Annotated in this window: 15 protein-coding genes; 2 read left to right on the forward strand and 13 right to left on the reverse strand. The window is 66.0% G+C overall.

The features are described from left to right. Nucleotides 1-16: 16 nt before the first annotated feature. The 13 genes from LZ012_RS04800 to LZ012_RS04860 form a co-directional block, all read right to left on the reverse strand. Nucleotides 17-295, reverse strand: a complete 279-nt coding sequence (locus tag LZ012_RS04800) for a hypothetical protein (protein ID WP_275708093.1) — start codon at nt 293-295, stop codon at nt 17-19. Nucleotides 296-434: 139 nt separating this feature from the next. Next, nucleotides 435-923 (reverse strand): hypothetical protein, encoded by a 489-nt coding sequence (locus LZ012_RS04805; protein ID WP_275708096.1) that lies wholly within the window; start codon nt 921-923, stop codon nt 435-437. A 51-nt stretch (nt 924-974) separates the two neighbouring features. Further along, complete coding sequence (locus LZ012_RS04810) at nt 975-2,453, reverse strand: c-type cytochrome (RefSeq protein WP_275708098.1); 1,479 nt, start codon at nt 2,451-2,453, stop codon at nt 975-977. A gap of 14 nt (nt 2,454-2,467) precedes the next feature. Beyond that, nucleotides 2,468-4,000, reverse strand: a complete 1,533-nt coding sequence (locus tag LZ012_RS04815; protein WP_275708100.1) for a c-type cytochrome — start codon at nt 3,998-4,000, stop codon at nt 2,468-2,470. 24 nt (nt 4,001-4,024) lie between these two features. Further along, the gene (locus LZ012_RS04820) at nt 4,025-6,169 is read right to left on the reverse strand and encodes a serine/threonine-protein kinase (protein ID WP_275708102.1); all 2,145 of its coding nucleotides are present in this window, start codon (nt 6,167-6,169) and stop codon (nt 4,025-4,027) included. 27 nt (nt 6,170-6,196) lie between these two features. Next, the gene (locus tag LZ012_RS04825) at nt 6,197-7,099 is read right to left on the reverse strand and encodes a hypothetical protein (protein WP_275708104.1); all 903 of its coding nucleotides are present in this window, start codon (nt 7,097-7,099) and stop codon (nt 6,197-6,199) included. 17 nt (nt 7,100-7,116) lie between these two features. Continuing rightward, nucleotides 7,117-9,720: a cytochrome c gene (locus tag LZ012_RS04830; protein ID WP_275708106.1), complete on the reverse strand. Its 2,604-nt coding sequence runs from the start codon at nt 9,718-9,720 to the stop codon at nt 7,117-7,119. Nucleotides 9,721-9,827: 107 nt separating this feature from the next. Further along, entirely contained in the window at nt 9,828-11,162 is a 1,335-nt protein-coding gene (locus LZ012_RS04835) for a sigma-54-dependent transcriptional regulator (RefSeq protein WP_275708108.1), read from the reverse strand. Beyond that, nucleotides 11,159-13,009 carry a sensor histidine kinase gene (locus LZ012_RS04840; RefSeq protein WP_275708110.1) on the reverse strand — a complete coding sequence of 617 codons (1,851 nt, stop codon included), beginning with the start codon at nt 13,007-13,009 and terminating at the stop codon, nt 11,159-11,161. Before LZ012_RS04840 ends, LZ012_RS04835 begins: the two co-directional genes overlap by 4 nt. Before the next feature lie 39 nt (nt 13,010-13,048). Continuing rightward, nucleotides 13,049-13,804, reverse strand: coding sequence for a sulfite exporter TauE/SafE family protein (locus LZ012_RS04845; protein ID WP_420839494.1), 756 nt, complete (start codon nt 13,802-13,804; stop codon nt 13,049-13,051). Between the two features lie 106 nt (nt 13,805-13,910). Next, nucleotides 13,911-15,212 (reverse strand): dicarboxylate/amino acid:cation symporter, encoded by a 1,302-nt coding sequence (locus tag LZ012_RS04850; protein WP_275708114.1) that lies wholly within the window; start codon nt 15,210-15,212, stop codon nt 13,911-13,913. A 39-nt stretch (nt 15,213-15,251) separates the two neighbouring features. Next, nucleotides 15,252-16,676: an aspartate ammonia-lyase gene (gene aspA / locus LZ012_RS04855; protein WP_275708116.1), complete on the reverse strand. Its 1,425-nt coding sequence runs from the start codon at nt 16,674-16,676 to the stop codon at nt 15,252-15,254. A 294-nt stretch (nt 16,677-16,970) separates the two neighbouring features. Further along, on the reverse strand, nt 16,971-18,851 hold the full coding sequence (locus LZ012_RS04860) for a methyl-accepting chemotaxis protein (RefSeq protein WP_275708119.1): 1,881 nt from the start codon (nt 18,849-18,851) through the stop codon (nt 16,971-16,973). Between the two features lie 274 nt (nt 18,852-19,125). Here LZ012_RS04860 and LZ012_RS04865 point away from each other — a divergent pair, with 274 nt between their 5' ends. Further along, the gene (locus LZ012_RS04865) at nt 19,126-20,334 is read left to right on the forward strand and encodes an MFS transporter (protein WP_275708122.1); all 1,209 of its coding nucleotides are present in this window, start codon (nt 19,126-19,128) and stop codon (nt 20,332-20,334) included. Nucleotides 20,335-20,346: 12 nt separating this feature from the next. Next, the gene (gene ssb / locus LZ012_RS04870) at nt 20,347-20,814 is read left to right on the forward strand and encodes a single-stranded DNA-binding protein (RefSeq protein WP_275708124.1); all 468 of its coding nucleotides are present in this window, start codon (nt 20,347-20,349) and stop codon (nt 20,812-20,814) included. Nucleotides 20,815-20,868: the final 54 nt, after the last annotated feature.

The raw sequence follows: 20,868 nt of genomic DNA on the forward strand, positions 1-20,868 counted from the left end.
TTCCCCCTTGCGCAGATTAACGATTGAACCAGTTACCCCAGTTCCGCCAGTTCGGCCAGTTGTTCCAGTTGCCCCAGTTCTGCCAGTTGAACCACTGGGCGTATTTCGGTCCGGGTTCGCTGCCGGCGTCGGGGGACTGCGCATCGTGCAGGAACTTGCGCATCTCGAGGACGCGCGCTTCCAGAATCTGCCGCTCGGTTTTCGCTTCCTCGACACTGGCGCCAGCCGTCGCGGTACCCAGGCCCCCGACAGCAGCCAGCAAGGCCAGGCACAGGCGGCGCAGCACAGCGATCACGCGATTTCCTGAATTGTTCACGGTTCCCCCGACAGGAACACCCACAAAACCATGCAGCTAACAAATTTGTGATTTCTCATTGTGAATAAAGTTCCGGTTGATCCTTGATGCGTACGGCAATCCGGCAACGGCGCCGCAGTTATTTCGGTCGGCAAGCCTTGCCTTCGTACTGGTGGCGATGCAAGGCATATTGCTGGCCGTTCCAGCGCTCGATCGGGAAGCAGAAGCCGGGGCCGCCGACTTCGAGATCGGGCCAGTTGCCGGCTCCCCGCGTGTTCAGGACATTGAGCATGCCCGTGCCCTTGGTGATCAGCTTCCAGCTGCCATCGGCCTGTTTGCTGACCAGGCTGTAAGCGACACCGGTATTGCCGTAGCAGTTGCTGCTGCCTTCGCTGATGATGGCCTCGGGCAGGCCATCGCCGTTGAGGTCGCGGACGTCTTCGATGACACCCGGCGTGTAGGACGGGCTGGGGTCGTCACAGGCTTGCCAGCGCTTGCTCTTGAGCTTGAAACCGGCTGCCTTGAAGGCTGCCGTCTGGTCGGCCGGCGACAGTTTGTCGGGAGCGCCGAAGGCGGCGGTGCAGGCAAATGCCAGCAGAGTGCCGGCGATCAGGAGATTTTGTTTCATCGCAAACCTTCCTTTCCTCTTCGCTGCCGCCAGCCATGGCGGCCGGGCAAATCACAGCGTCTTCAGATACTCGACCAGGGCCTCCTTGTCGGCGGCCGGCAGGGTCGTCCCGAATTCGTGCCCCTGGTTGCCGCCGCCCTTGGTCGCGACGTCGAGTCGGGTGCCGACCCGGCGCGCCTCGGCGCCGTCGCTGACGAATCCCGCCTTCGCCTGGTCATACACGTCGTAGCCCCGCCAGAAGACCTTGGGCCGCCTGGCGGCGGGTTCGAGCAGGTCGCGCAGGGTCGGCACCGAGCCGTTGTGCAAGTAAGGGGCTTTCAGCCAGATGCCGTCGAGGAAGGGGGCGATGTAACCGATCAGGTCGGCCTCGACCAGGCCCTTGCGCTCCAGCCCCATCTCCTTGACCACCTGGTTGGCCTTGATGGCGGCGCCCTTGTTCCACGAGTCAAGCCGGCCGCGGTCTGTGCCGACGGCGGCCAGCGGCAGCGGGGTCCCGGTCTTGTCGCTGGCGTGGCAGCCAGCGCAGTGGGTGTTGAACAGTGGCTTGCCGGCGGCCGCTTTGGCGGCGTTGATGGAGAACGGGTATTTGGGCGGCGGCAGCTCCGACAGGTAGTCCTTGAGCCACTTCACCTGCGCCAGGAAGTCCGCCTTGTCGGCCGGCGGGGCGCCGAGCACGCCGAGGGCGGAATCCATGATTACCGAGTAGGCGTCGTGGCTGTCGCCGGCGTAGTTCATCCGATGGCCCTTGTCCCAGACGTATTTCTTCAGGTTCCACAGCGACGGCATGTCGGTCGGGCCGAAGGTGTCGTCCATCGGCGCCTTGATCATGAAGTACTTGGTCAGGTTCATCGCGTCGTCGCGGCCGCGGCCCCACTCGGGAAAATCCGGGCGGTAGAGCCAGGCAAACTGGGCTTCGCGTTCGAGCAGGCGCTTCTTGGTGATGGGGATGACCAAAAAGCGGTAGAGCAGCTTGTCGATCCAGTCGAGGTGCGTCACGCGGTTGATCTCGGCCATCAGGATGTCGGCGTTGAAGCGCGGGTCCTTGGCGCAGTCGATGAGCAGCCGGAAGAAGGCCTGGACGTTGGTGGTATGGCCGGCGCCGCCGACCACGAAGACCGGGTTGCTGTCCGGCGTCGCGCGGTAGCTGGTGGTGTGGCAGACGGCGCAGTTGTTGGCAACGCGCGGGAAGCCGATGGTCTTCTTGGTGAAGCCGACCGGCAGTTCCTGGCCCATCTCCCAGGCGACGCCGAGCGCCGCGTAGCCGCCGGGGACGACCTTGCCGTCTTCCCTGAATTTTTCCGGAAAGACCCGGGGCAGGACGTAGAAAATCCAGTACGGGATGCCGGCGTCGTGCTCGGCACCGATCGAGCCGTACTTGAAGCGCATCTCCGGCGTCGCGGTCACCCAGTCGGGTTGCGGGTATTCGCGGAAGCCGCGGTCGTAGCCGATCATGGCGCCGATCACGGCCAGCGTGGCGACGCCGAGCGCGGCGTATTTCAGCCAGGTCTTGCACGAGCAGGAGGTCGTCATGATGTCATCCCCTCTCAGAATGTCTTCAGGAACTCGACCAGCGCCGTCTTCTCGGCGGCGCTCAGTTCCGTCCCATAGGCCTTGCCCTCGTGGCCGCCGTTGCCGTTGCCCGGCACGCTGGTGTCGAGGCGGAAGAATTTCTTGCCGCCGGCTTCCGCCACGTTGGAGACGAAGCCGACCTTCACCGGGTCATACACATCGTTGCCGCGATAGAAGGCGGTCGGGCGCCTGGCCGCCGGTTCCAGCAGGTCGCGCAGGCTGGGCACCGAGCCGTTGTGCAGGTAGGGGGCGCGCAGCCACAGGCCGTCGAGCGGCATGTTGGCGTAGCCGTGGGTCTTCTGGAAATGCGTGAAGCGCCACGGGTAGCCGGCGTACAGCGTGGCCTGATTGGCGGCCAGCGTGTAGGTGTAGGAATCCAGCCGCCGGCGGTCGGTGCCGATCCTGGTCAGCGGCTCGACGGTGCCGACGTACTCGCCGCTGAAGTCGCTGCCCGAGGCGCCGTGGCAGGCCGCGCAGTATTTCTGGTAAATCGGGGCGCCCTGGGCGGCCAGCTGGCGGTCGATAGTGAAGAAGTCGGCAAAGGCCGGCGGCGTGGCGTCCATGATCCACGCCTCGACGCGCTTGATGCGGGCGAGGTCGATGGTCGGCGGCGTCGTGCCGGTGCCGAAGGCGGCGCTCTTGTTGCGCTCCTCGACAGTGGTGTTGTTGCCGTCCCAGTGCAGTTGCATCTCCTTCGGCTCCTTGCGCTGGCGCTGCCGCCAGATCGACGGGAAGTCGGCCGGGGCGTCGAATTCCCCGGGGTCGAGGTGGCTCATCGGGAAATTGAAAATAACCTTGGCCGAGTTGAAGGTATCGACCCGGCCCGGCCCCCATTCGTGCTGCTTGAACACCCAGTCGAAACGCCCGGCCAGGGCCAGCACCCGGTCGCGCATGATGGCGATGGCGATGGGGTAGACCAGGTAGCGGTCGAGCAGGTCGAGATTGGCGCCCTGTTTCTCGATTTCCGGCAGGATGTATTCCTTCGAGAATTTGGGATCGGCGGCGCAGCGGAAGAAGAATTCCTCGAAGCCTTTCATGTTGAAGGTGGCGGCCGGCATGCCGAGGACGACGGTCGGTGCCTTGTCGGCGGCAGTGCGTAAGGTGCTGACATGGCAGACGGCGCAATTGACGAAAACGCGGTTGATGCCCTGAAAGCGGCGCTGCGAGGTGCCGACCGGCAGGTCGCGGTCGCTGCCGTCGGTTTTCTTCTCGTAAATCATGCCCAGCGATTGGTAGCCCTTGCCCGGCAGGTATTGCGGGCAGACTTCGGGCAGCGCCTTCCAGATCCAGTAGGGAAAGCCCATTTCGTGCTCGCCGCCGGTCGAACCGTACTTGAAATGCTCGCTCGGGCTGGCGTAATCGACCGGGGTGTCGTCGCCGAAGCGCTTGAGCAGCAACAGGCCGATGAAGCCGGGAATGATGACGGTGAGCGTCAGGAGAATCAGGAAGCGGCACTTCCAGGGGCTGGCGGGCGGGTTGCTGGGGCTCGATGCGGACACTTCGTTCATGGTGCTTCCCCTCGGTTTCTGGTCTTACGGCATGGGCAGGCAGGGGCGCAGGGCTTCATAGCCGTTGGCCAGCAAGGCGTTGAGGTTAGGTGGCTGGCCGCTTTCGGCGCGCAGCCAGGTGTCGACCTGGGCGAGCAGCGCGGCGCGGGCCGGGCTGTTCTTCCAGCCGGCGACATCGGTGGCGAAAGCGGGCAGCATGCTTTCCGGCGGCATCGGCGTCTTGTCGCGCTGCTCCGGCGCCAGGTCGGCCATGGCCAGGCGTACGTAGAGGCGGGGGGCGCACTGGCGCAAACGGGCGGTGACCTGCGTGGCGTTGCCGCTCAGGAAATTGGGCGGGAAGGTTTCGGCCGACCGGTGGCAGGTGGCGCAGTAGGGGAAGAAGCCTTGCACCCCGGCTTCCATCGGCGTATCGGCACTGCCGCCGGGAACGGCGGCGACGGCTTCCAGCCTGGGCGGCGGCAGCGTATCGGCGACCTGGCAGCAGGGCGGCGGGCGGGGACTGTCGAGACGGGCGAGCAGCGCCGCGAACAAGGCAGTGCGCGGGATGACGCCTGCCCCGAACAGGGTTTCGCCCTGCGGCGATGCGAGCAGGGCGGCGACGGCCTGCTCGACGGTAGCGAAGTCGGCGCGGCTATCGAGGACCACCATGCCGGCATCGGGCTGGCCCGCCTCCGGCTGCACGCGCAGGCGGGTCAGCGCCTGGCCGTCGGCGCTGCGCGGCAGCCGGCCGTTCCAGCGCAGCGCGAAGCCGGTATCGGTGGAGCGGCTGGTCAGCTCGATATTGATCAGGGCCGTGCCGCCGGGCAAGGTCAGCCGCTCGATGCGGCCGGTGGTCGGGCGTCCGCCGCGGACCGCCAGGGTGGCGTCTATGCTCGGCCCGGACTGGCCGGCCGCCGGGGCGCAGCGCACCGACCAGCGCGAAGCCGCCCGCTCGATGCGGCAGGGGGCGGTGTGCTGCGTGCTGGCTAGGCCGCGCTGGCGTGCCAAAGCCTGGTCCAGCGCCTGGCGGTCGGCGGCGGAAACGAATTCGGCGAGGCCGGCAATGGTGGTGCGCAGGGCGTCCGCAGCCTGCGGGCGCCAGATGTCGCGCGTTTGCCGCGGCAGCAGCGGATCGAACGGCGCCGCCACGTGGGAACGGGCGATGCGTGCAGCACGTTCTTCCGGCCAATTGTCCTGGCCGGCCAGCGGATTGCGGTTGGGCAGGTCCGGGTTGCCGATGGCCAGACCGCCGGGCCAGCGGCGGCCGGCTTCCTGCTGCAGCGGTGCAGCGACGGTTTGGCGGAAATTGTCGTCGGGCGCCCAGTTCTGGCCACCGGACAGCGCATGGCGCAGGGCGGCGACGAACAGGCCAGCGCGGCAGCGGCGGGCTGCCAGCTCGTTCTCGCCGCAGCCTTCGCGCCACAGGCGCTGGGTCAGCGCCAAGCCGTTGGCCCGTTCGGTGGCATTGTCGATGGCGTAGGGAATATCGACGCCGCGGTCGGGCGGGATGCCGTAGAAAGCGCGGCCGCTGGCGGCGAGCAGGCCGGCGACTTGCGGATTGGCATTGGTTTCGTCCCACAGGGCGCGGGAGAAGATGGGCGAACCGTTCTGGTGGCAGGCAAAACACAGGTTGCGGTTGGCGTAATAGACCTGCGGCCGGCCGCCGGCCCGGTAGTCCTTGACCAGCTGGAATTCGAAGCGCCCGGCTGCTTCGTTGTAGCTGATCACTTCCAGCACTGCGGATTTTTCCTGGTAGCCGATGTACAGGCGGTCCTTCAGGAAAAATGGCGACTGCGCGCCGCTTTCCGTATCGACCGCCACTACCACGCGCGGGAAGCCGAAATAGTCGGGGGCGGCCGCGGTGCGCTGCAGCGAACGGCCGAGCGGGATCAACACGCGCTTGGCTGGCGGTAGCGGGCTGGCCGGATCGCGTGCCAGTTCGCGGTCGAGGCGTTCGAGCAGGGCGGCGAACGGGTAGGGAAGCTCGATACTGCTTTGCCCATTGCGCGATACGGCGAACAGCTGGTCGAACAGCGAACGCCCGGCGGGCGGCAGGTTGTCTCCGGCCTGACTGGGCGTGACGACCCAGGCCGGCGCCGGCGGGCGGGTTTCAGCCGTCGCATCCATGTCGATGCCCAGCCCGCAACCCAGGGCAAGCAGGCCGGCGTGCAGGGAATGGCGCCATGTCATGACGAGGGTCCATGACCCGGCCATCGCTCACGGTTTGGCGGAAACGGCGACGGCGCGGGCCTGGGTGCCGGGCCAGCAGTCCTGCTGCACGGTGCCGGTCTTGGCGAATTCGTCGCGCCCCTTGTCGTCGCTGGCCTTGTCGTAGAGCGTGAAATTGAGCGCGAAGGCGCGGTCGAGATAGGCCCGGCCGAGGTAGAAGCCGGGGCGGATCATGCGGATTTCGTCGCGCACCTTGAGGCCGCGGCGACCGGCCAGGAAGTCCGGGCTTTCCTGGTAGCCAGGGATTTCGTCGGTGAAGAAATAGTCGATGATGATCGACTCGCGGCGGGCGTCGAGCAGGCTTTGCCCGCAGTACAGCTTGGCCGGGAAGAGCAGCCAGGTTTCCTTGCCGCCGTAGCTCATCTTCTTCGGTTCGCCGTCGACCAGCCCGATCTTCTTCAGGATGGACAGGTCTTCGATGCGGTTGCGCAGTACCCGTTCGTCGCGGAAGAAGACCTTGCCGCGCCACAGCGCCTCGCCGACATCCTCGATAAGCAGCCCCTTGAGGTGCAGGCCCATGCCGGTAAACCCGCCGACGATTTCGGACAGGCGGAACTTGCCGCTCTCGCCGCGCGGCAGCAGGATGCGGCCGTCGAACGCGCCGTCCGGAATGGGGCCGGCCGGCAGGCGGGCGTAGATCTGGTCGAGCTGCTCCTGATCCAGCTTGGCCAGATAGTCCGGCGTGATTTTGGCCAGTTCGGCCGGGGTGAGCGGGTACTTGTACTCGACCTGGGCCAGGTTCATCTTGCTCGCATAGTCCTTGCCGTAGGGGGCGAAGGCGATGTTCGGCGGCTCCGGCTTACTGCAGGCGGCGAGCAGCAGGGTGGCCAGGGCGGCAAGGGTGGCCGAGGCGATCCGGCCGGTGCGCGGGGTGAGCGTGGTCAGTCTCATGATCGGTCTCCCGTGCCTTAGAGGGTGGCGAGGAAGGCGGTCAGCGCCTTCTTGTCGGCTTCGGACAGATCCTCGCCGAAGCGGTGGCCCTCGTTTTCGATTTCCTGCGTGCAGGTCTCGTAGTTGGCGCTGAGGAAATCGCGTTTCTCGCGCAGAATCTCGACGAAGCGGGAGGGATTTTTCAGGACCTCGTCGGCGATTTCCAGCAAGGTCGGTTGCAAGGCCTTGCGCCCGGTTTTTTCAAGCTGCTCGGGGTGGCGCTTGGCGAGGAACAGGTCGCCGACCAGTTGCTTGTACTCCAGCCCGTTCAGGAAGCCGGCGCTGGCGCCCATCGCAATCTTGACCTGGCCGAAGCCGCCGAGCGGTTTCTCGGTCTTGCCGTCGAGCGGGCGGATACCGACGTCGAGCAGCAGGTCGGCGTTGGTCAGCGTGCGCTTGCTGCCGCGCTCCTTGGGGTGGAGCAGTTCAAACATCGAGCGCTTGTAGAGATCGAAGCGGCCGTCCACCGTCGGGTCGTAGCGCACGCAGTCGGGCTGCGCGGCGAGCAACTGGCCGTCGGCGCCGACGTAGCGGGCGCGATGGAAGTCGTTGTCCTTGTTGGCCGGCTTGCCGCAGATTTCCGGACCGACCGCGTTGTTGTGCATGAACGGCGCGGTGGCCCAGACATTGACCAGCGAAATGTTGCGGTAGTAGCCGCGGCCGCCGTCCTTCAGCTCGGGCCGCTCGGGAATGTCGGCCACCGGCGGCTGCTTGTGCAGCGTGTTGGAGGCGTATTCCATGTACAGGTGGCCGGGCTTGTGATTGGAGTGCAGCGCCCGGCAGCGGAAGGTGCCGACTTCGGTGGCGGCGGTCGGCTGGTCGTTGCCGAGGAAATCGTTGCGCACCTTGCGCGGGTGGGCGTCATTGGGGGCAGCGAAGTCGCGATTGGCGAAGGCGCCGCCGACGCTTTCCGGGATGCTCGAATGGCAGCGTGCGCAGTTGGCGGCGAAGACCGTCTGGCCGCGGCCGACGGCGCCCTTGCCAAATTCCTTGTCGAGATCGGCGGCGAGGTCGGCCCGCGTGTAGGTGGCGGCCGGGTTCTTCGCCTTGCGCTGGTTGGCGCGGGCGGCGAAGAGGTCGCTTTCATCCGACTCGGCCGAGGCGAAGAAATCGAGGATGTTCTGCAGGCGGTCCTCGACGGCGCGGAAATTGGGGCAGTCGCGCCGGCACTGGCCGATGTTGAACGCCGTCTGGCCGAAACCGCGCTGTTCCGGGTCGAGCTGGCGCATGTCGGTGAAGTTGTTGACCCAGCACTGCTCGGAGCACGAGCCGATGTTGAAATAGACGCGCTGGATGGCCTCCAGGGCGCCGATCGAATCCTCGCCGCCCTTCAGGATGTGATGGACGCCGGGCAGGACGACCTTCTGGCCGCCGAGGAAGATGGCCGTGGTGTCGTCGTCGCGCGTGCTCTTCTGCCAGCACTTGCCGTTGCGGCCGGGTTCGCACCAGCACTTGTCCTCGTCCTTCTCGGTGCCGCAGGTGTTGGTCTTGCGCCACTTGGTCACCGATTCGCCCTTGAACACCGGGCGCTGGGCGACATTGATCAGCGCGTTGATCGTGCCCGGGTTGTTGATCTGGTCGTGCGAGATGGCCGAGGTATCGGTGACGCCGGGGCGGGCGTGGGCGAACATCTGGTATTCCAGGCTGCTCTTCGGCATGCCGGAGCCGAGCAGTTCGGACATCCGGGTGTATTGGTTGCCGATCAGGCCCTTGATGTTTTCCCACTTCGGGTGCGCCGGGTCGGCCGGCGGGTTGAGCGGGTCGAAGGCGATGTGGCAGGAGCCGCAGGAGGTGCCGATCAGGAAGGGCGGCTCGACCGAGGCGTCGGCCAGCTTGGAAACGCGGCTGTCGGACTCGATGCCGGTGGCCGCCGCCTTGCTTGCATTGAAACCGGACCAGCTGGCATTGCCGCCGTTCAGGGCCTGCCACTTGGCGGCATCGAAGCGCGGGTTGGGGAATTTGCGGAAGCCCAGCGCCCCGGTCGAAGTGCCGAACTTTAGGTCGCAGGCCGAAGCGCGTTGATCGATCTTGCCGCCCTGGCTGTGCGGATCGTCCGGGTCGAGGGCGGCGTCCTTCAGGCCGCAGGCCGGATCGACGTAGCCCGGCTTGCCGACGTACTTGAGCAGCACGTCGTCGCCCGGGCACCAGTCGAAGCCGTAGGTCTCCTCGGCCGATTTGGCCGGGCAGTCCGGGTCGCCCGGCTTGCAGCAGGCGGGATCGTTGATGATGCCCCAGGCCCAGAAGCGGTCGTCGCGCTGGTCGGCGCGCAGCACGCGGAACCAGTCGACCAGCACGCCGATGCGCTGCTGGAAGGTATAGGTGTGGAAACGGTCATTGCCGGCGGTGGCCTTGAACCAGATCAGGCGGCCGACGCATTCGGATTGGTTGAGCCCCTCGCGGGCGCAGGCCTCCATGTAGGGCGCGTCCTGATCGACGACGGAGGCTTCGGGAACTGGCGGGCCGGGGGGCGGTGCCGCGATGGCCAGCGCCTGGCCGATGCCGCGCGGCTCGCTCTGGAAAGCCCAGACACCGATTGTAAGGGCGACAAAAGCCGCCACCGTGACCAGCAGAGTACGTTTCATACGCTTCTCCCCCATCGCCAGACGATGCCTTATCCCCACGGCATCCAGCCACGGGGGTTATGACGTTGGCGCGTTCGGGAAGTTCAAACTGCGTTTGATTTTTATCGTCAGGAAGATTCGCTCAGCCCGTACTTGCGGATCTTGTCGTGCAGCGTCGTCTTGGCGATGGCCAGGGCTTCGGCGGTGCGCGCCAGGCTACCGTAGCGGCGCAGGGCGTCGGCGATCAGGGCGCGTTCGAAAGCCTCGACGGTGGCGGCCAGCGGGCGCGGCGCGTCGCCGGCCGGCTGGCCGAAGGGCGGCGAGCCGGCTTCGATGCCGAGCACGCAGCGGTCGGCGACATTGCGCAATTCGCGCACGTTGCCCGGCCAGTGGTAGCCGACCAGTTGCTGCATGCGCCCGGCCGAGGTCGCCGGCACCGGACGTTCGTGGCGGGCGGCGGCTTGCAGCAGGAAGTGTTCGAAGAGCAGCGGAATGTCCTCGCGCCGTTCGCGTAGCGGGGGCAGCGGCAGGTTGGCGACAGACAGGCGGTAGTAGAGGTCGGCGCGGAAGCGGCCCTGCTCAGCCAGCGCAGTCAGGTCTTCCTTGGTCGCCGCGATGATGCGGCAGTCGATAGGGATGGCGGTATTCGACCCCAGCCGCTCCAGCGTGCGTTCCTGCAGCACGCGCAGCAGCTTGATCTGCATCGGCACCGGCATGGTCTCGATTTCGTCGAGGAACAGCGTGCCGCCGTTGGCGTATTCGATCTTGCCGATGCGCCGCTTGGCGGCGCCGGTGTAGGCGCCCGCCTCGTGGCCGAAGATTTCGCTTTCGAACAGGGTTTCCGGCAGGCCGCCGCAGTTGATGGCGACGAAATTGCCCTTGCGGCGGGGGCTGGCGTCGTGCAGGCAGCGGGCGACCAGCTCCTTGCCGGTGCCGGTCTCGCCGTGGATCAGCACGTCGGCGACGCTGCTCCCCAGCGCGCCGATCAGGCCACGGACCCGGGCCATGCCGGCCGAATTGCCGATCAGGCGCGCTTCGACCAGGTTGCGTTGATCGAGCTGCCGGCGCAGGTTGCGCACCTCCAGCACCAGCCGGCGCTTTTCCAGCGCGCGGCGGGCGACGTCGACCAGTTGCTCGGGGGCGAAGGGCTTCTGCAGGAAGTCGTAGGCGCCGTCCTTCATCGCCTGCACGGCCATCGACACGTCGCCGTGGCCGGTGATCAGTACCACCGGCAATTCCGGGTCAAGGGCGTGCAGTTCGCGTTGCAGGCTAAGGCCATCCTGGCCGGGCAAGCGGATGTCGCTGATCACGATGCCGGGAAAATCGGCATGCAGGCGGTGGCGCGCCAATTCGGCGCTGCCGGCGCATTCGGCGGCCAGCCCTTCGAGTTGCAGCGCCTGCTCGCAGCCGAGTGCGACGTCGGGATCGTCTTCGATGATCAGGATTTTGAGGTCGTCGGTCATGGCGCGGGAGCAAGCGGAAGTTCGAGCGTGAAGACGGCACCGCCGCCCGGATGATTGGCGCCGTGCAGGCTACCACCGAAGTCGCCGATGATGCCGGCGGAAATGGCCAGGCCGAGGCCGAGGCCGTCGCCGGCCGGCTTGGTGGTGAAGAAGGGCTCGAACAGCTTGGCCTGTGCCTCGTCGGTGAGGCCGGGGCCATGATCGCGGACGTGCAGGCGGACCATGCCGTCGGCACATTCCCAGCGCAGTTCGAGGCGCGGCCGGGCCTGGTCGGCCATGGCGTCGAGGGCGTTGCCGATCAGGTTGATCAGCACCTGTTCCAGCCGGTTGGCGTCGCACAGGGCGACCGGCTCGTCGACCGGGCAGCTACGCTCGATCTCGGCGCCGGCCCGGCGCAGGCGGGCGTCGAGCAGGGCCAGCGCGTTGTCGAGGGCATGGCAGAGCGGCACCGGCGCCGACTGGCCGCTCGACTTGCGGGCGAAATTGCGCAGCTGGCCGGTGATGCGGCCCATGCGATCCACCAAATCGGCAATCCGGCCGAGGTTGGTGCGCGTGGTATCGACATCGCCGCGTTCCAGAAAGCGCTCGGCGTTGGCCGACAGGGTACGCAGGGCGGCGAGCGGCTGGTTCAGTTCATGGGCGATGCCGGTGGACAGCTGACCGATGACCGCCAGCTTGCCGGCCTGCACCAGTTCGTCCTGGGCGGCGCGCAGGGTGCGCTCGGCGCGGATGCGTTCGCCGACTTCATCCTGCAGTTGGTGGTTGGCGGCCGATAGGTCGGCGGTGCGCTCCTCGACCTTGCGCTCCAGTTCGTCGTGCGCCTTCTGCAGCGCCTCGCGGGCGGCCAGGCGGTCGCGCAGGTGGCGGCGCCGCTCGTTCAGGATGACGCCGAGCAGGCACAGGCAGGCGGCGGCGATGGCAGCCAGCGCGGCGCGGCTCTGGGCGAGGTCGTCGACCTGTTCGAGATGCGACAGCACGGTCAGCGTCCACGGCGTGCCGGGCAGGGTGCGCGATTGTTCGAGAAAGCGCCCGGTGACCGGATACACCGACACCATTTCCGGGCCGCTGGCGGCGATGCGCACCAGGCGGGCGCCGTGGTCGTAGTCCTCGATTTCCTTGACGCCGAGCGGCTGCAGGGCGCGCCGGTTGTACTGCTGGGTGTGGTCGAAGGCGGCCCGCGTGCTGTCGTCGAGCGGGCGCAGGGTGGTGAATTTCCAGCTCGGCACGGCGGACAGGATGACGACGCCGTTCTCGTCGGCGACCAGCACCGGCGCTTCGACCGTGGTCCACGATTTTTCAAGCTGTTCGAGGCTGACCTTGATCACCGCCACGCCCAGCGTGCCGTTGTCGCCGGTCAGGGCCGACGCCAGGTAGTAGCCGGGCTCGCCGCGCGTCGTGCCGATGCCGAAGAAACGGCCGTTGCCGCCCTCCAGCGCTTCGCGGAAATAGGGGCGGAAGGACAGCTCTTCGCCGAGGAAGCTGTCCGGGCGCCGCCAGTTGCTGGTGGCCTGCACCTTGCCGCGGGTGTCCATGACGTAGATGGCCAGCGTGCCGGCGCGTTCGTTCAGCTTTTCGAGGTAGCCGTTGACCCGGGCGCTGGCGTAGTCGCTGGCGCCACCGGCGAGCAGGTCGAGGACTTCCGGCTCCAGGCTGAGCGTGCCGGGCAGGAAGGCATACTTGCTGATCTCGCGTTCCAGGCTGGTGGCGTACAGGTCGAGCCGGTGCAGGCCGGTCGCCTGCAGGTCGGCGATGCCCAGGCGCTGCGCGATGCGATAGGCCGAGAAGCCGCTGAGGGCGACCAGCAGCAGGCAGATCAGCAGCAGCGGCAGGGAGCGGAGTCGGGGCATCGGGTAGCGGACGGGGCAGGAGGACCTATGTTACCGCGCTCAGCCGAAGAGGTCGGCCAGTTGCTTGACGATGAGCACGACGACGACGCCGAGGAAGGCTTTGCGGATGAAGCCAGCGCCATGCTTGAGCGCCAGGTGGGTGCCCATCCACGAACCGGCCAGGTTGCACACGGCCATGATCAGGCCGATCTGCCACAGCACCGGCCCGTGGCTGGCGAAGAAGGCGATGGCCGACAGGTTGGTGGCGAAATTGATGACCTTGGCGCTGGCCGAGCCCTGCACGAAATCCATGCCGAACAGGCGGACGAAGCCGAAGATCAGGAAACTGCCGGTGCCCGGTCCGAAGAAACCGTCGTAGACGCCGATCAGGCCGCCGAACAGGGCGCCCTTCCAGCGGTCGCGGCCATCGATGACGCGCGTCACCTGCTGGCCGAGATCCTTTTTCATGAAGGTGTAGAGCGCCACGGCGATCATCATGACGACGACCAGCGGACGCATGGTTTCGCGCGGCAGCCAGGCAACCAGCGCGGCACCGCCCCAGGCGCCGAGCAGGGCGGCGACGGTGGCAGGGAGGACGACGATCCACGGGATGCGCACGCTGCGCGCGTAGCGCCACAGGGCGGCGCCGGTGCCGGCGATGCTCGACAGCTTGTTGGTACCGAACAGGGTGGGGATGGCCGTCTGCGGAAACTGCGAGAGGAGGACGGGAATCTGGATGAGGCCGCCGCCGCCGACCACGGCATCGACCATGCCGGCGAAGAAGGCTGCGGGAGCGAGGATGGTCCAGTCGATCATCATGGGCGGGTCACGGGGCAATCAGCAAAAAAGCCCGGCGCGGACGCCGGGCAAGCAAGGAGGATTCGGCGCCGAGGGCTGGGCCGAATCCGGGGAAGACAACAGGTCAGGCAGCCTGGGCGACAACGTCTTCAGGCACCGGCAGGGCTTCGTCGGCTTCGGCCAGGCTCGGATCGACCGGGTCGATGGCATTTTCCCACTTTGCGACCACCGAGGTGGCAATCGCGTTGCCCAGCACGTTGGTGACGGTACGGCCCATGTCGAGGAAGTGGTCGATGCCGAGCACCAGCAGCAGGCCGGCTTCCGGCAGGTTGAACATGGGCAGCACGGCGGCGACGACGACCAGCGAGGCACGCGGCACGCCGGCGATACCCTTGGACGAGACCATCAGCACCAGCAGCATGGTGATCTGCGTGGAGATACTCATCTCGATGCCATAGGCCTGGGCGACGAACAGCGCGGCGAAGGTGGTGTAGATCATCGAACCGTCGAGGTTAAACGAGTAGCCGAGCGGCAGCACGAAGCTGGTGACGCGGTTCTTGATGCCGAATTTTTCCAGCTGTTCCATCAGCTTCGGATAGACCGATTCGCTGGAGGCGGTCGAGAAGCCGACCAGCATCGGGCCGCGCACCAGCTTGAGCAGGCGGAAGATGTCCTTGCCGAGCACGAAGTAGCCAGCGGTGATGAGCACGACCCACAGCGCAGCCAGGGCGGCGTAGAAGCTGAGCATCAGCTTGCCGAAGACGAGCAGCATGCCGAGACCGTTGGTCGTGATGGCACCGGCGACGGCACCGAAGACGCCGACCGGAGCAAGACGCATCACGTAGTCGGTGACCTTCAACATGACATGCACCACTTCCTCCATGGTGCACACCAGGCTGCGCGCCGTCTGGTTGTGCAGGTGGCCGAGGGCCAGGCCGAAGAACACGGCGAAGACCAGGATCTGCAGGATTTCGTTGGCCGCCATCGCCTCGAAGATGTTCTTCGGGAAGACGTGGGTGATGAAATCCTTCAGGTTCAGGGCGCTGGTCTTCAGGTTCAGGCCGGCCGCCGATTCCGGCAGCGGTACGCTGAGGCCGGTGCCCGGCTGCAGCAGGTTGGCGAAGACCAGGCCGAGCAGCAGCGAGCAGAACGAGGCGCCGACAAACCAGCCGAGGGCCTTGCCGCCGATGCGGCCGACCGTCTTCGAGTCGCCCATGTTGGCCAGTCCGGCAACCAGGGTGGCGAAGACGAGCGGGGCGATGATCATCTTGATCATGCGCAGGAAAATGTCGGTCAGGATGCCGAAGTAGCCGGCAATTTCCTTGGCCGCGGCAGCATTCGGGGCCATCGTGTTGCAGGCGTAGCCGACGATGACGCCGAGAACCAGCGCACAGCCGATCCAGGTGGTCAGGCGATTCATTTTCATGATGTTTTCCTTGTGGTGCTAGGTGGAAAGACGCCTGGATCAGGCGGCGACAGACTGGGGAATCAATTGCGGGCGGGTCAGCACCTCGGGGCGCAGCACCTCGGCCAGCTGCTCGGGGCTCATCAGGCCGCGCTCGATGACCACTTCGGCGACGCCGCGCCCGCTGCGGAAGGCTTCGGCGGCGACTTCGGTGGCGTTGGCGTAACCGATGTACGGGTTGAGGGCGGTGACGATGCCGATCGAGCGCTCGACCGATTCGCGCAGCAGGTCGCGGTTGGCGGTGATGCCGTTGACGCAGTGGTCGGCCAGCACCTTGCAGCCGTTGGTCAGGTGCAGGGCGCTCTTGAACAGGCTGTGGGCGATGATCGGCTCGAAGGCGTTGAGCTGGAGCTGGCCGGCTTCGGCGGCGAAGGTGACGGTGGAATCGTTGCCGATCACTTCGAAGGCGATCTGGTTGACCACTTCCGGGATCACCGGATTGACCTTGCCCGGCATGATCGACGAGCCGGCCTGGCGCGGCGGCAGGTTGATTTCGTTGAAGCCGGCACGCGGGCCGGAGGAGAGCAGGCGCAGGTCGTTACAGACCTTGGACAGCTTGACCGCGACACGCTTCAGCACGCCGGACAGCTGCACGAAGCTGCCGCAATCCTGCGTCGCCTCGATCAGGTTGGGGGCGGTGACCACCGGCACGCCGCTGACTTCGGCCAGCTTGCGGCAGACCAGCGGGGCGTAGTCGGGGTGGGCGTTGATGCCGGTGCCGATGGCGGTGGCGCCGAGGTTCATTTCGCGGATGAGCAGGGCGGCTTCCTTCAGGCGCTCCTCGTCTTCGCCGAGCATCACGGCGTAGGTCGAGAACTCCTGGCCCAGTGTCATCGGCACGGCGTCCTGCAACTGGGTGCGGCCCATCTTCAGCACGTCGGCGAATTCGTCGGCCTTGCGCTCGAAAGCCTTGCGCAGATAGGCCATGGCATCGACCAGGCGGAAGATGCCGACATAGGTGGCGAGCTTGAGCGCCGTCGGATAGACGTCGTTGGTCGACTGGCTCATGTTGACGTGCTCGTTCGGGTGCAGCGTCTTGTAGTCGCCGCGCTCGCAGCCGAGGATTTCGAGGGCGCGGTTGGCGATCACCTCGTTGGCGTTCATGTTGGTCGAGGTGCCGGCGCCACCCTGGATGACGTCGACGACAAACTGGTCGTGCCACTGGCCGTCGATCACTTCACGGCAGGCGGCGACGATGGCGTCGGCGCGCTTCGCATCGAGCAGGCCGAGCTTCTGGTTGGCCTGGGCGGCGGCCTTCTTGATCTGGGCCAGGGCGCGGATCAGGTCGGGATAGACGGCAATCGAAATGCCGGTGATCGGGAAATTTTCCAGGGCGCGCAGGGTATGCACGCCGTAATAGGCGGCGGTCGGAACTTCGCGGTCGCCGAGCAGATCGTGCTCGAGGCGGGTAGTGGATTTAGGCATCGGTTGTCTCCTGTGGTTGTGCGTGGCCGCAAGCCGGGGCTGCGGATGGCTTTATCTATTGCATGGGGCGTGCCAGGGTTGGTGTTTGTCGTAAGTTATTGATTTTGTGTTGATGGATACGGGGCGTGTGGTTTGGCGGGATCGGGAATCCGGATTTGGCGGGGGTCGGGCGTTCGGATTTCCGAACGCGATCCGGGTTGGCCGGGAAATGGGAACGAAAAAGGGGAACGAAAAAAGGGAATGAAAAAGGCCGGCAAACGCCGGCCCGGGTTTTTGCTGCAGGGGCTTGCCGGGTTAGAGCAGGAAGCGGCCAACCAGTGCGTTAAGTCGCTGTGACAAGGCGCTTAGCTGGTTCACGGTCCGCGTCGCCGACTGCACAGCCTCGTCGGTATCCATCGACATGCGGTTGGCGAGTTCGGCGGCGCGGGCCATGTCGGTGGTGGCGGCCGACTGCTCGCGGGTGGCATCGGCAATGTCGCGGATCGACTCGATGAGGCTGGCGACATCGGTCTGGATGCTGCCGATCTGGCTGGCCACGGCATGCGAAGACTCGACCCCGGCATGAACCGAGCGTTGGGTCTGGCTCATGCCGGAAAGCGCCGACTGGATTTCGCCATGGGTCGATTCGATCAGACTGCCGATTTCCACCGTTGCCTTGGCTGTCCGCTCGGCCAGCTTGCGTACCTCATCGGCGACCACGGCAAAGCCGCGTCCGGCTTCACCCGCGCGCGCCGCCTCGATCGCGGCATTGAGGGCAAGCAGGTTGGTCTGGTCGGCAATGTCGCGAATGACGCCGATGATGGCATTCATTTCAGTCGAGCGCCGGCCCAGCCCGCCGAGCGTCGACGACAGTTGCTCGACTTCGCTGGCGATATGCCGGATACCGGTGGCGAGTGCGGTGACGGCCTCGGCGGATTGTCGGGAAACCCGGCCGGTCTGCACGGCGATCGCCTCGCCCGAGCTGGCATTGTCGGCGATGTGGTTGATACTGACGGTGATCTGTTCGATGGTCGCCGCCGTCGAACTCGATGCTTCGGCCTGGCGTTCCGAATCGGCCGAAACCTTGCGCGTCAGGTCGTTGAGCGAAGACAGTTCGGCGTGCAGGGTGTCGGCATTTTCGCGGACTTCAATGAACATCTTGCGCAGGCTATCGATGAAACGATTGAAAGCCTCGGCGGTTTGGCCGATTTCGTCGCTGCTGTCGACATTGAGGCGGCGGGTCAGATCGCCTTGGCCGGTAGAGATTTCGAGCAAGGCGTCGCGCAGTCGGGTGACGCCACCGAGCAGACGGTTCAGCGCGTAGCTGGCGAACAGCACGCCGCCAAGACCGATGGCCAGCCCGGCGATGCTCAGCGTGGCGATCAGCGAATTGAGCGGCGAGAGTATGGTCTCCTTGTCGATGACGCTGCCCAGTACCCAGTCGGAACCGGGGACTGGCGAGAGATCGACATAGGCCGTCCGGCCATCGATCTGCATCTCCTGCAGGCGGGTATTGTCACTGGCCAGGGCCAGTTGGGCGGTGTCGAAGCCGGGCATGATTTCGCCGACCGGCTTCAGCACGGCATCCGCTTTCGGATGCGCGACGATCTTGCCGTCGCGAGTGGCCAGGAAGGCAAGGCCATTGCCGCGCAGGCGGATGCCGGCCACGACGGAGCTCACTTCTTCGAGCACGACATCGCCACCGGCCACGCCGATCTGCTGCCCCTGGCGCAGGATCGGGCTGGCCACGGTAATGCCCAGTTTCTTCGTGCTGGCAAAGACATAGGGGGCGGTAACCACGGTTGCCCGGGCCTCGCCGGCCAGTTTGTACCATGGGCGGGCCGTCGGGTCATACCCTTCCGGCGGGCGTTTGTCGGTCAGGTGGTAGAGCATGCGTTTGTCGGCGTAGCCGGCGAAGGTTTGCTCGAAGCGGCCGGCCTCCTTGCCTTGTATCAGCGCTGGTCGCGGCTCGTCGACTTCGCCGGCGCGGGCAGCTGCAGCGGCAATGACGTCGCGACGCTGGGTCAGCCACTGGGCGATGGCGTGCCGATTGCCGCTGATCGCGGCATTCAGCTCGTCTTCAACGCCGGCCAGAATCTCGCTGCGCATCCGTTGGTAGGATAGGCTGGCGAGCAGCCCGATGGTAATGGCGATGAGGACGCTGACAAAAACGAGCAGACGTTTCTTGAGTGACATGTAATGAACTTTCTCTGCGGGCGTCCGGTGGCGGACACTGGGGAAAGGTTTAACGCAAGCGCTGTGCCAAGTTTGTTGTTTTCGTCAAATAAATGAATTTATTGGTGTTTGTGGTGACTCATGGCTGGGAAGTCTGCCGGGTTTCCGGCATTCAGGCCTGCTCGGCTGTTCGGGAAACCGAATGGAGGAGCCGACTTGGTCGGGCCAGGGCGTCGGCGCCGGCAAACCTGCTAAACTTTCCCCCTCCGCTGCAATGCAACAAAACCAAACAAAAATGTCCCCCCCCACTGATCGCATGAGCCCCGAGGAACGCCGCGCCGGCGCTTCGCTGGCTTCCATCTTCGCCTTGCGCATGCTCGGCCTGTTCCTGATCCTGCCGGTCTTTTCGGTGTATGCGAAAACCCTCCCCGGGGGCGACAACCTGGCGCTGGTCGGTTTCGCGCTGGGCGCCTATGGCCTGACCCAGGCCGTGTTCCAGATTCCCTACGGCATCGCTTCGGACATCTTCGGCCGCAAGCAGGTCATCGTCGTCGGCCTGCTCATCTTCGCGCTGGGCAGCTTTGTCGCCGCCTGGGCGCCGGACATGAACTGGATCATCGCCGGCCGCGTGCTGCAGGGCATGGGCGCCATTTCGGCGGCGGTGACGGCGCTGGCCGCCGACCTGACGCGCGAGGAACATCGCACCAAGGTGATGGCGATGATCGGTTCGTCGATCGGCCTGGTCTTCGCACTGTCGCTGGTCGGCGCGCCCATCCTTTACGGCTGGATCGGCATGTCCGGGCTGTTCGTCATGACCGGCGGGCTCGCCCTGGCGGCCATCGGCCTGCTGCTCAAGGCGGTGCCGGCGGCGCCGGCGCCAGCCGGCCATGAAAAGCTGCCGCTGCGCCGGGTGGTTTTCGATCCCGATCTGCTGCGCCTGAATCTCGGTATCTTCGTGCTGCACATGGTGCAGATGGCCATGTTCGTCGTGCTGCCGCACGCCCTGGTCGATCATGGCGGGCTGGCCGCGGCCTCGCACTGGAAGGTCTATCTGCCGGCCGTGCTGGTCTCCTTCGCCATCATGGTGCCGGCGATCATCGCCGCCGAGCGCAAGGACAAGATGCGCCCGGTCTTCATCGCCGCCGTCGGCCTGCTGGTCGTCGTCCAGGCTGGCCTGTATGTGTTGCACGAAAGCCTGTGGTCGCTCGCCTTCTGGCTGCTGCTTTTCTTCGTCGCCTTCAATGTGCTGGAAGCCACGTTGCCATCGCTGGTCTCGCGTACCGCGCCGCCGGCGGCCAAAGGCGCTGCCCTGGGCGTTTACAACACGACCCAGGCGATGGGGCTTTTCATCGGCGGCGCGTTGGGCGGATATATTGCGCAGCATTTCGGCGATAATGCTGTTTTTGCTGCGTGTACCGGTCTGGTCCTGATCTGGCTGGCGGTGGCGAATACCATGAATTTTCCGCAACGGCGCCAACCGGCCGGGGCGGCACAAACTGTTTAGGAGACATAGGCAATGGCATCGGTAAACAAGGTCATTCTCGTCGGCAACCTGGGCCGCGACCCGGAAGTACGCTACACCGCCAGCGGTGACGCGATGTGCAACCTGAGCGTGGCGACGACCGACAACTGGCGCGACAAGGCCACCGGCGAACGCAAGGAAGTGACCGAGTGGCATCGCGTCTCCTTCTTCGGCAAGACCGCCGAAGTGTGCGGCCAGTACCTGAAGAAGGGCTCGCAGATCTACGTCGAAGGCAGCCTGCGCACCCGCAAGTGGACCGACAAGGACGGCCAGGAAAAATACACCACCGAAATCCGCGGCGACGCCATGCAGATGCTGGGCGGCCGTCAAGGCATGGGCGCCCCGGCCGGCGGCGGTGGTGGCGGTGGCGGCTACGACGAGCCGACCGACTACTCCCCGGCGCCGCCGAAGAACAAGCCGAAGCCCTCGTTCGACGATCTGGGCGACGATATCCCGTTCTGATCGCGCCGGTGACCGGGAACGGCGTCGTTCCCGGTGGCATTCGCCTTACTGCCC

The organism is Dechloromonas hankyongensis, assembly GCF_022012295.1.
Classification (GTDB): Bacteria; Pseudomonadota; Gammaproteobacteria; order Burkholderiales; family Rhodocyclaceae; genus Azonexus; species Azonexus hankyongensis.

Coding starts and splice junctions, on each gene's coding strand:
- LZ012_RS04805 (WP_275708096.1), bottom strand. CDS start 923: ATGAAACAAAATCTCCTGATCGCCGGCACTCTGCTGGCATTTGCCTGC.
- LZ012_RS04810 (WP_275708098.1), bottom strand. CDS start 2,453: ATGACGACCTCCTGCTCGTGCAAGACCTGGCTGAAATACGCCGCGCTC.
- LZ012_RS04815 (WP_275708100.1), bottom strand. CDS start 4,000: ATGAACGAAGTGTCCGCATCGAGCCCCAGCAACCCGCCCGCCAGCCCC.
- LZ012_RS04820 (WP_275708102.1), bottom strand. CDS start 6,169: ATGACATGGCGCCATTCCCTGCACGCCGGCCTGCTTGCCCTGGGTTGC.
- LZ012_RS04825 (WP_275708104.1), bottom strand. CDS start 7,099: ATGAGACTGACCACGCTCACCCCGCGCACCGGCCGGATCGCCTCGGCC.
- LZ012_RS04830 (WP_275708106.1), bottom strand. CDS start 9,720: ATGAAACGTACTCTGCTGGTCACGGTGGCGGCTTTTGTCGCCCTTACA.
- LZ012_RS04835 (WP_275708108.1), bottom strand. CDS start 11,162: ATGACCGACGACCTCAAAATCCTGATCATCGAAGACGATCCCGACGTC.
- LZ012_RS04840 (WP_275708110.1), bottom strand. CDS start 13,009: ATGCCCCGACTCCGCTCCCTGCCGCTGCTGCTGATCTGCCTGCTGCTG.
- LZ012_RS04845 (WP_420839494.1), bottom strand. CDS start 13,804: ATGATCGACTGGACCATCCTCGCTCCCGCAGCCTTCTTCGCCGGCATG.
- LZ012_RS04850 (WP_275708114.1), bottom strand. CDS start 15,212: ATGAAAATGAATCGCCTGACCACCTGGATCGGCTGTGCGCTGGTTCTC.
- aspA (WP_275708116.1), bottom strand. CDS start 16,676: ATGCCTAAATCCACTACCCGCCTCGAGCACGATCTGCTCGGCGACCGC.
- LZ012_RS04860 (WP_275708119.1), bottom strand. CDS start 18,851: ATGTCACTCAAGAAACGTCTGCTCGTTTTTGTCAGCGTCCTCATCGCC.
- LZ012_RS04865 (WP_275708122.1), top strand. CDS start 19,126: ATGTCCCCCCCCACTGATCGCATGAGCCCCGAGGAACGCCGCGCCGGC.
- ssb (WP_275708124.1), top strand. CDS start 20,347: ATGGCATCGGTAAACAAGGTCATTCTCGTCGGCAACCTGGGCCGCGAC.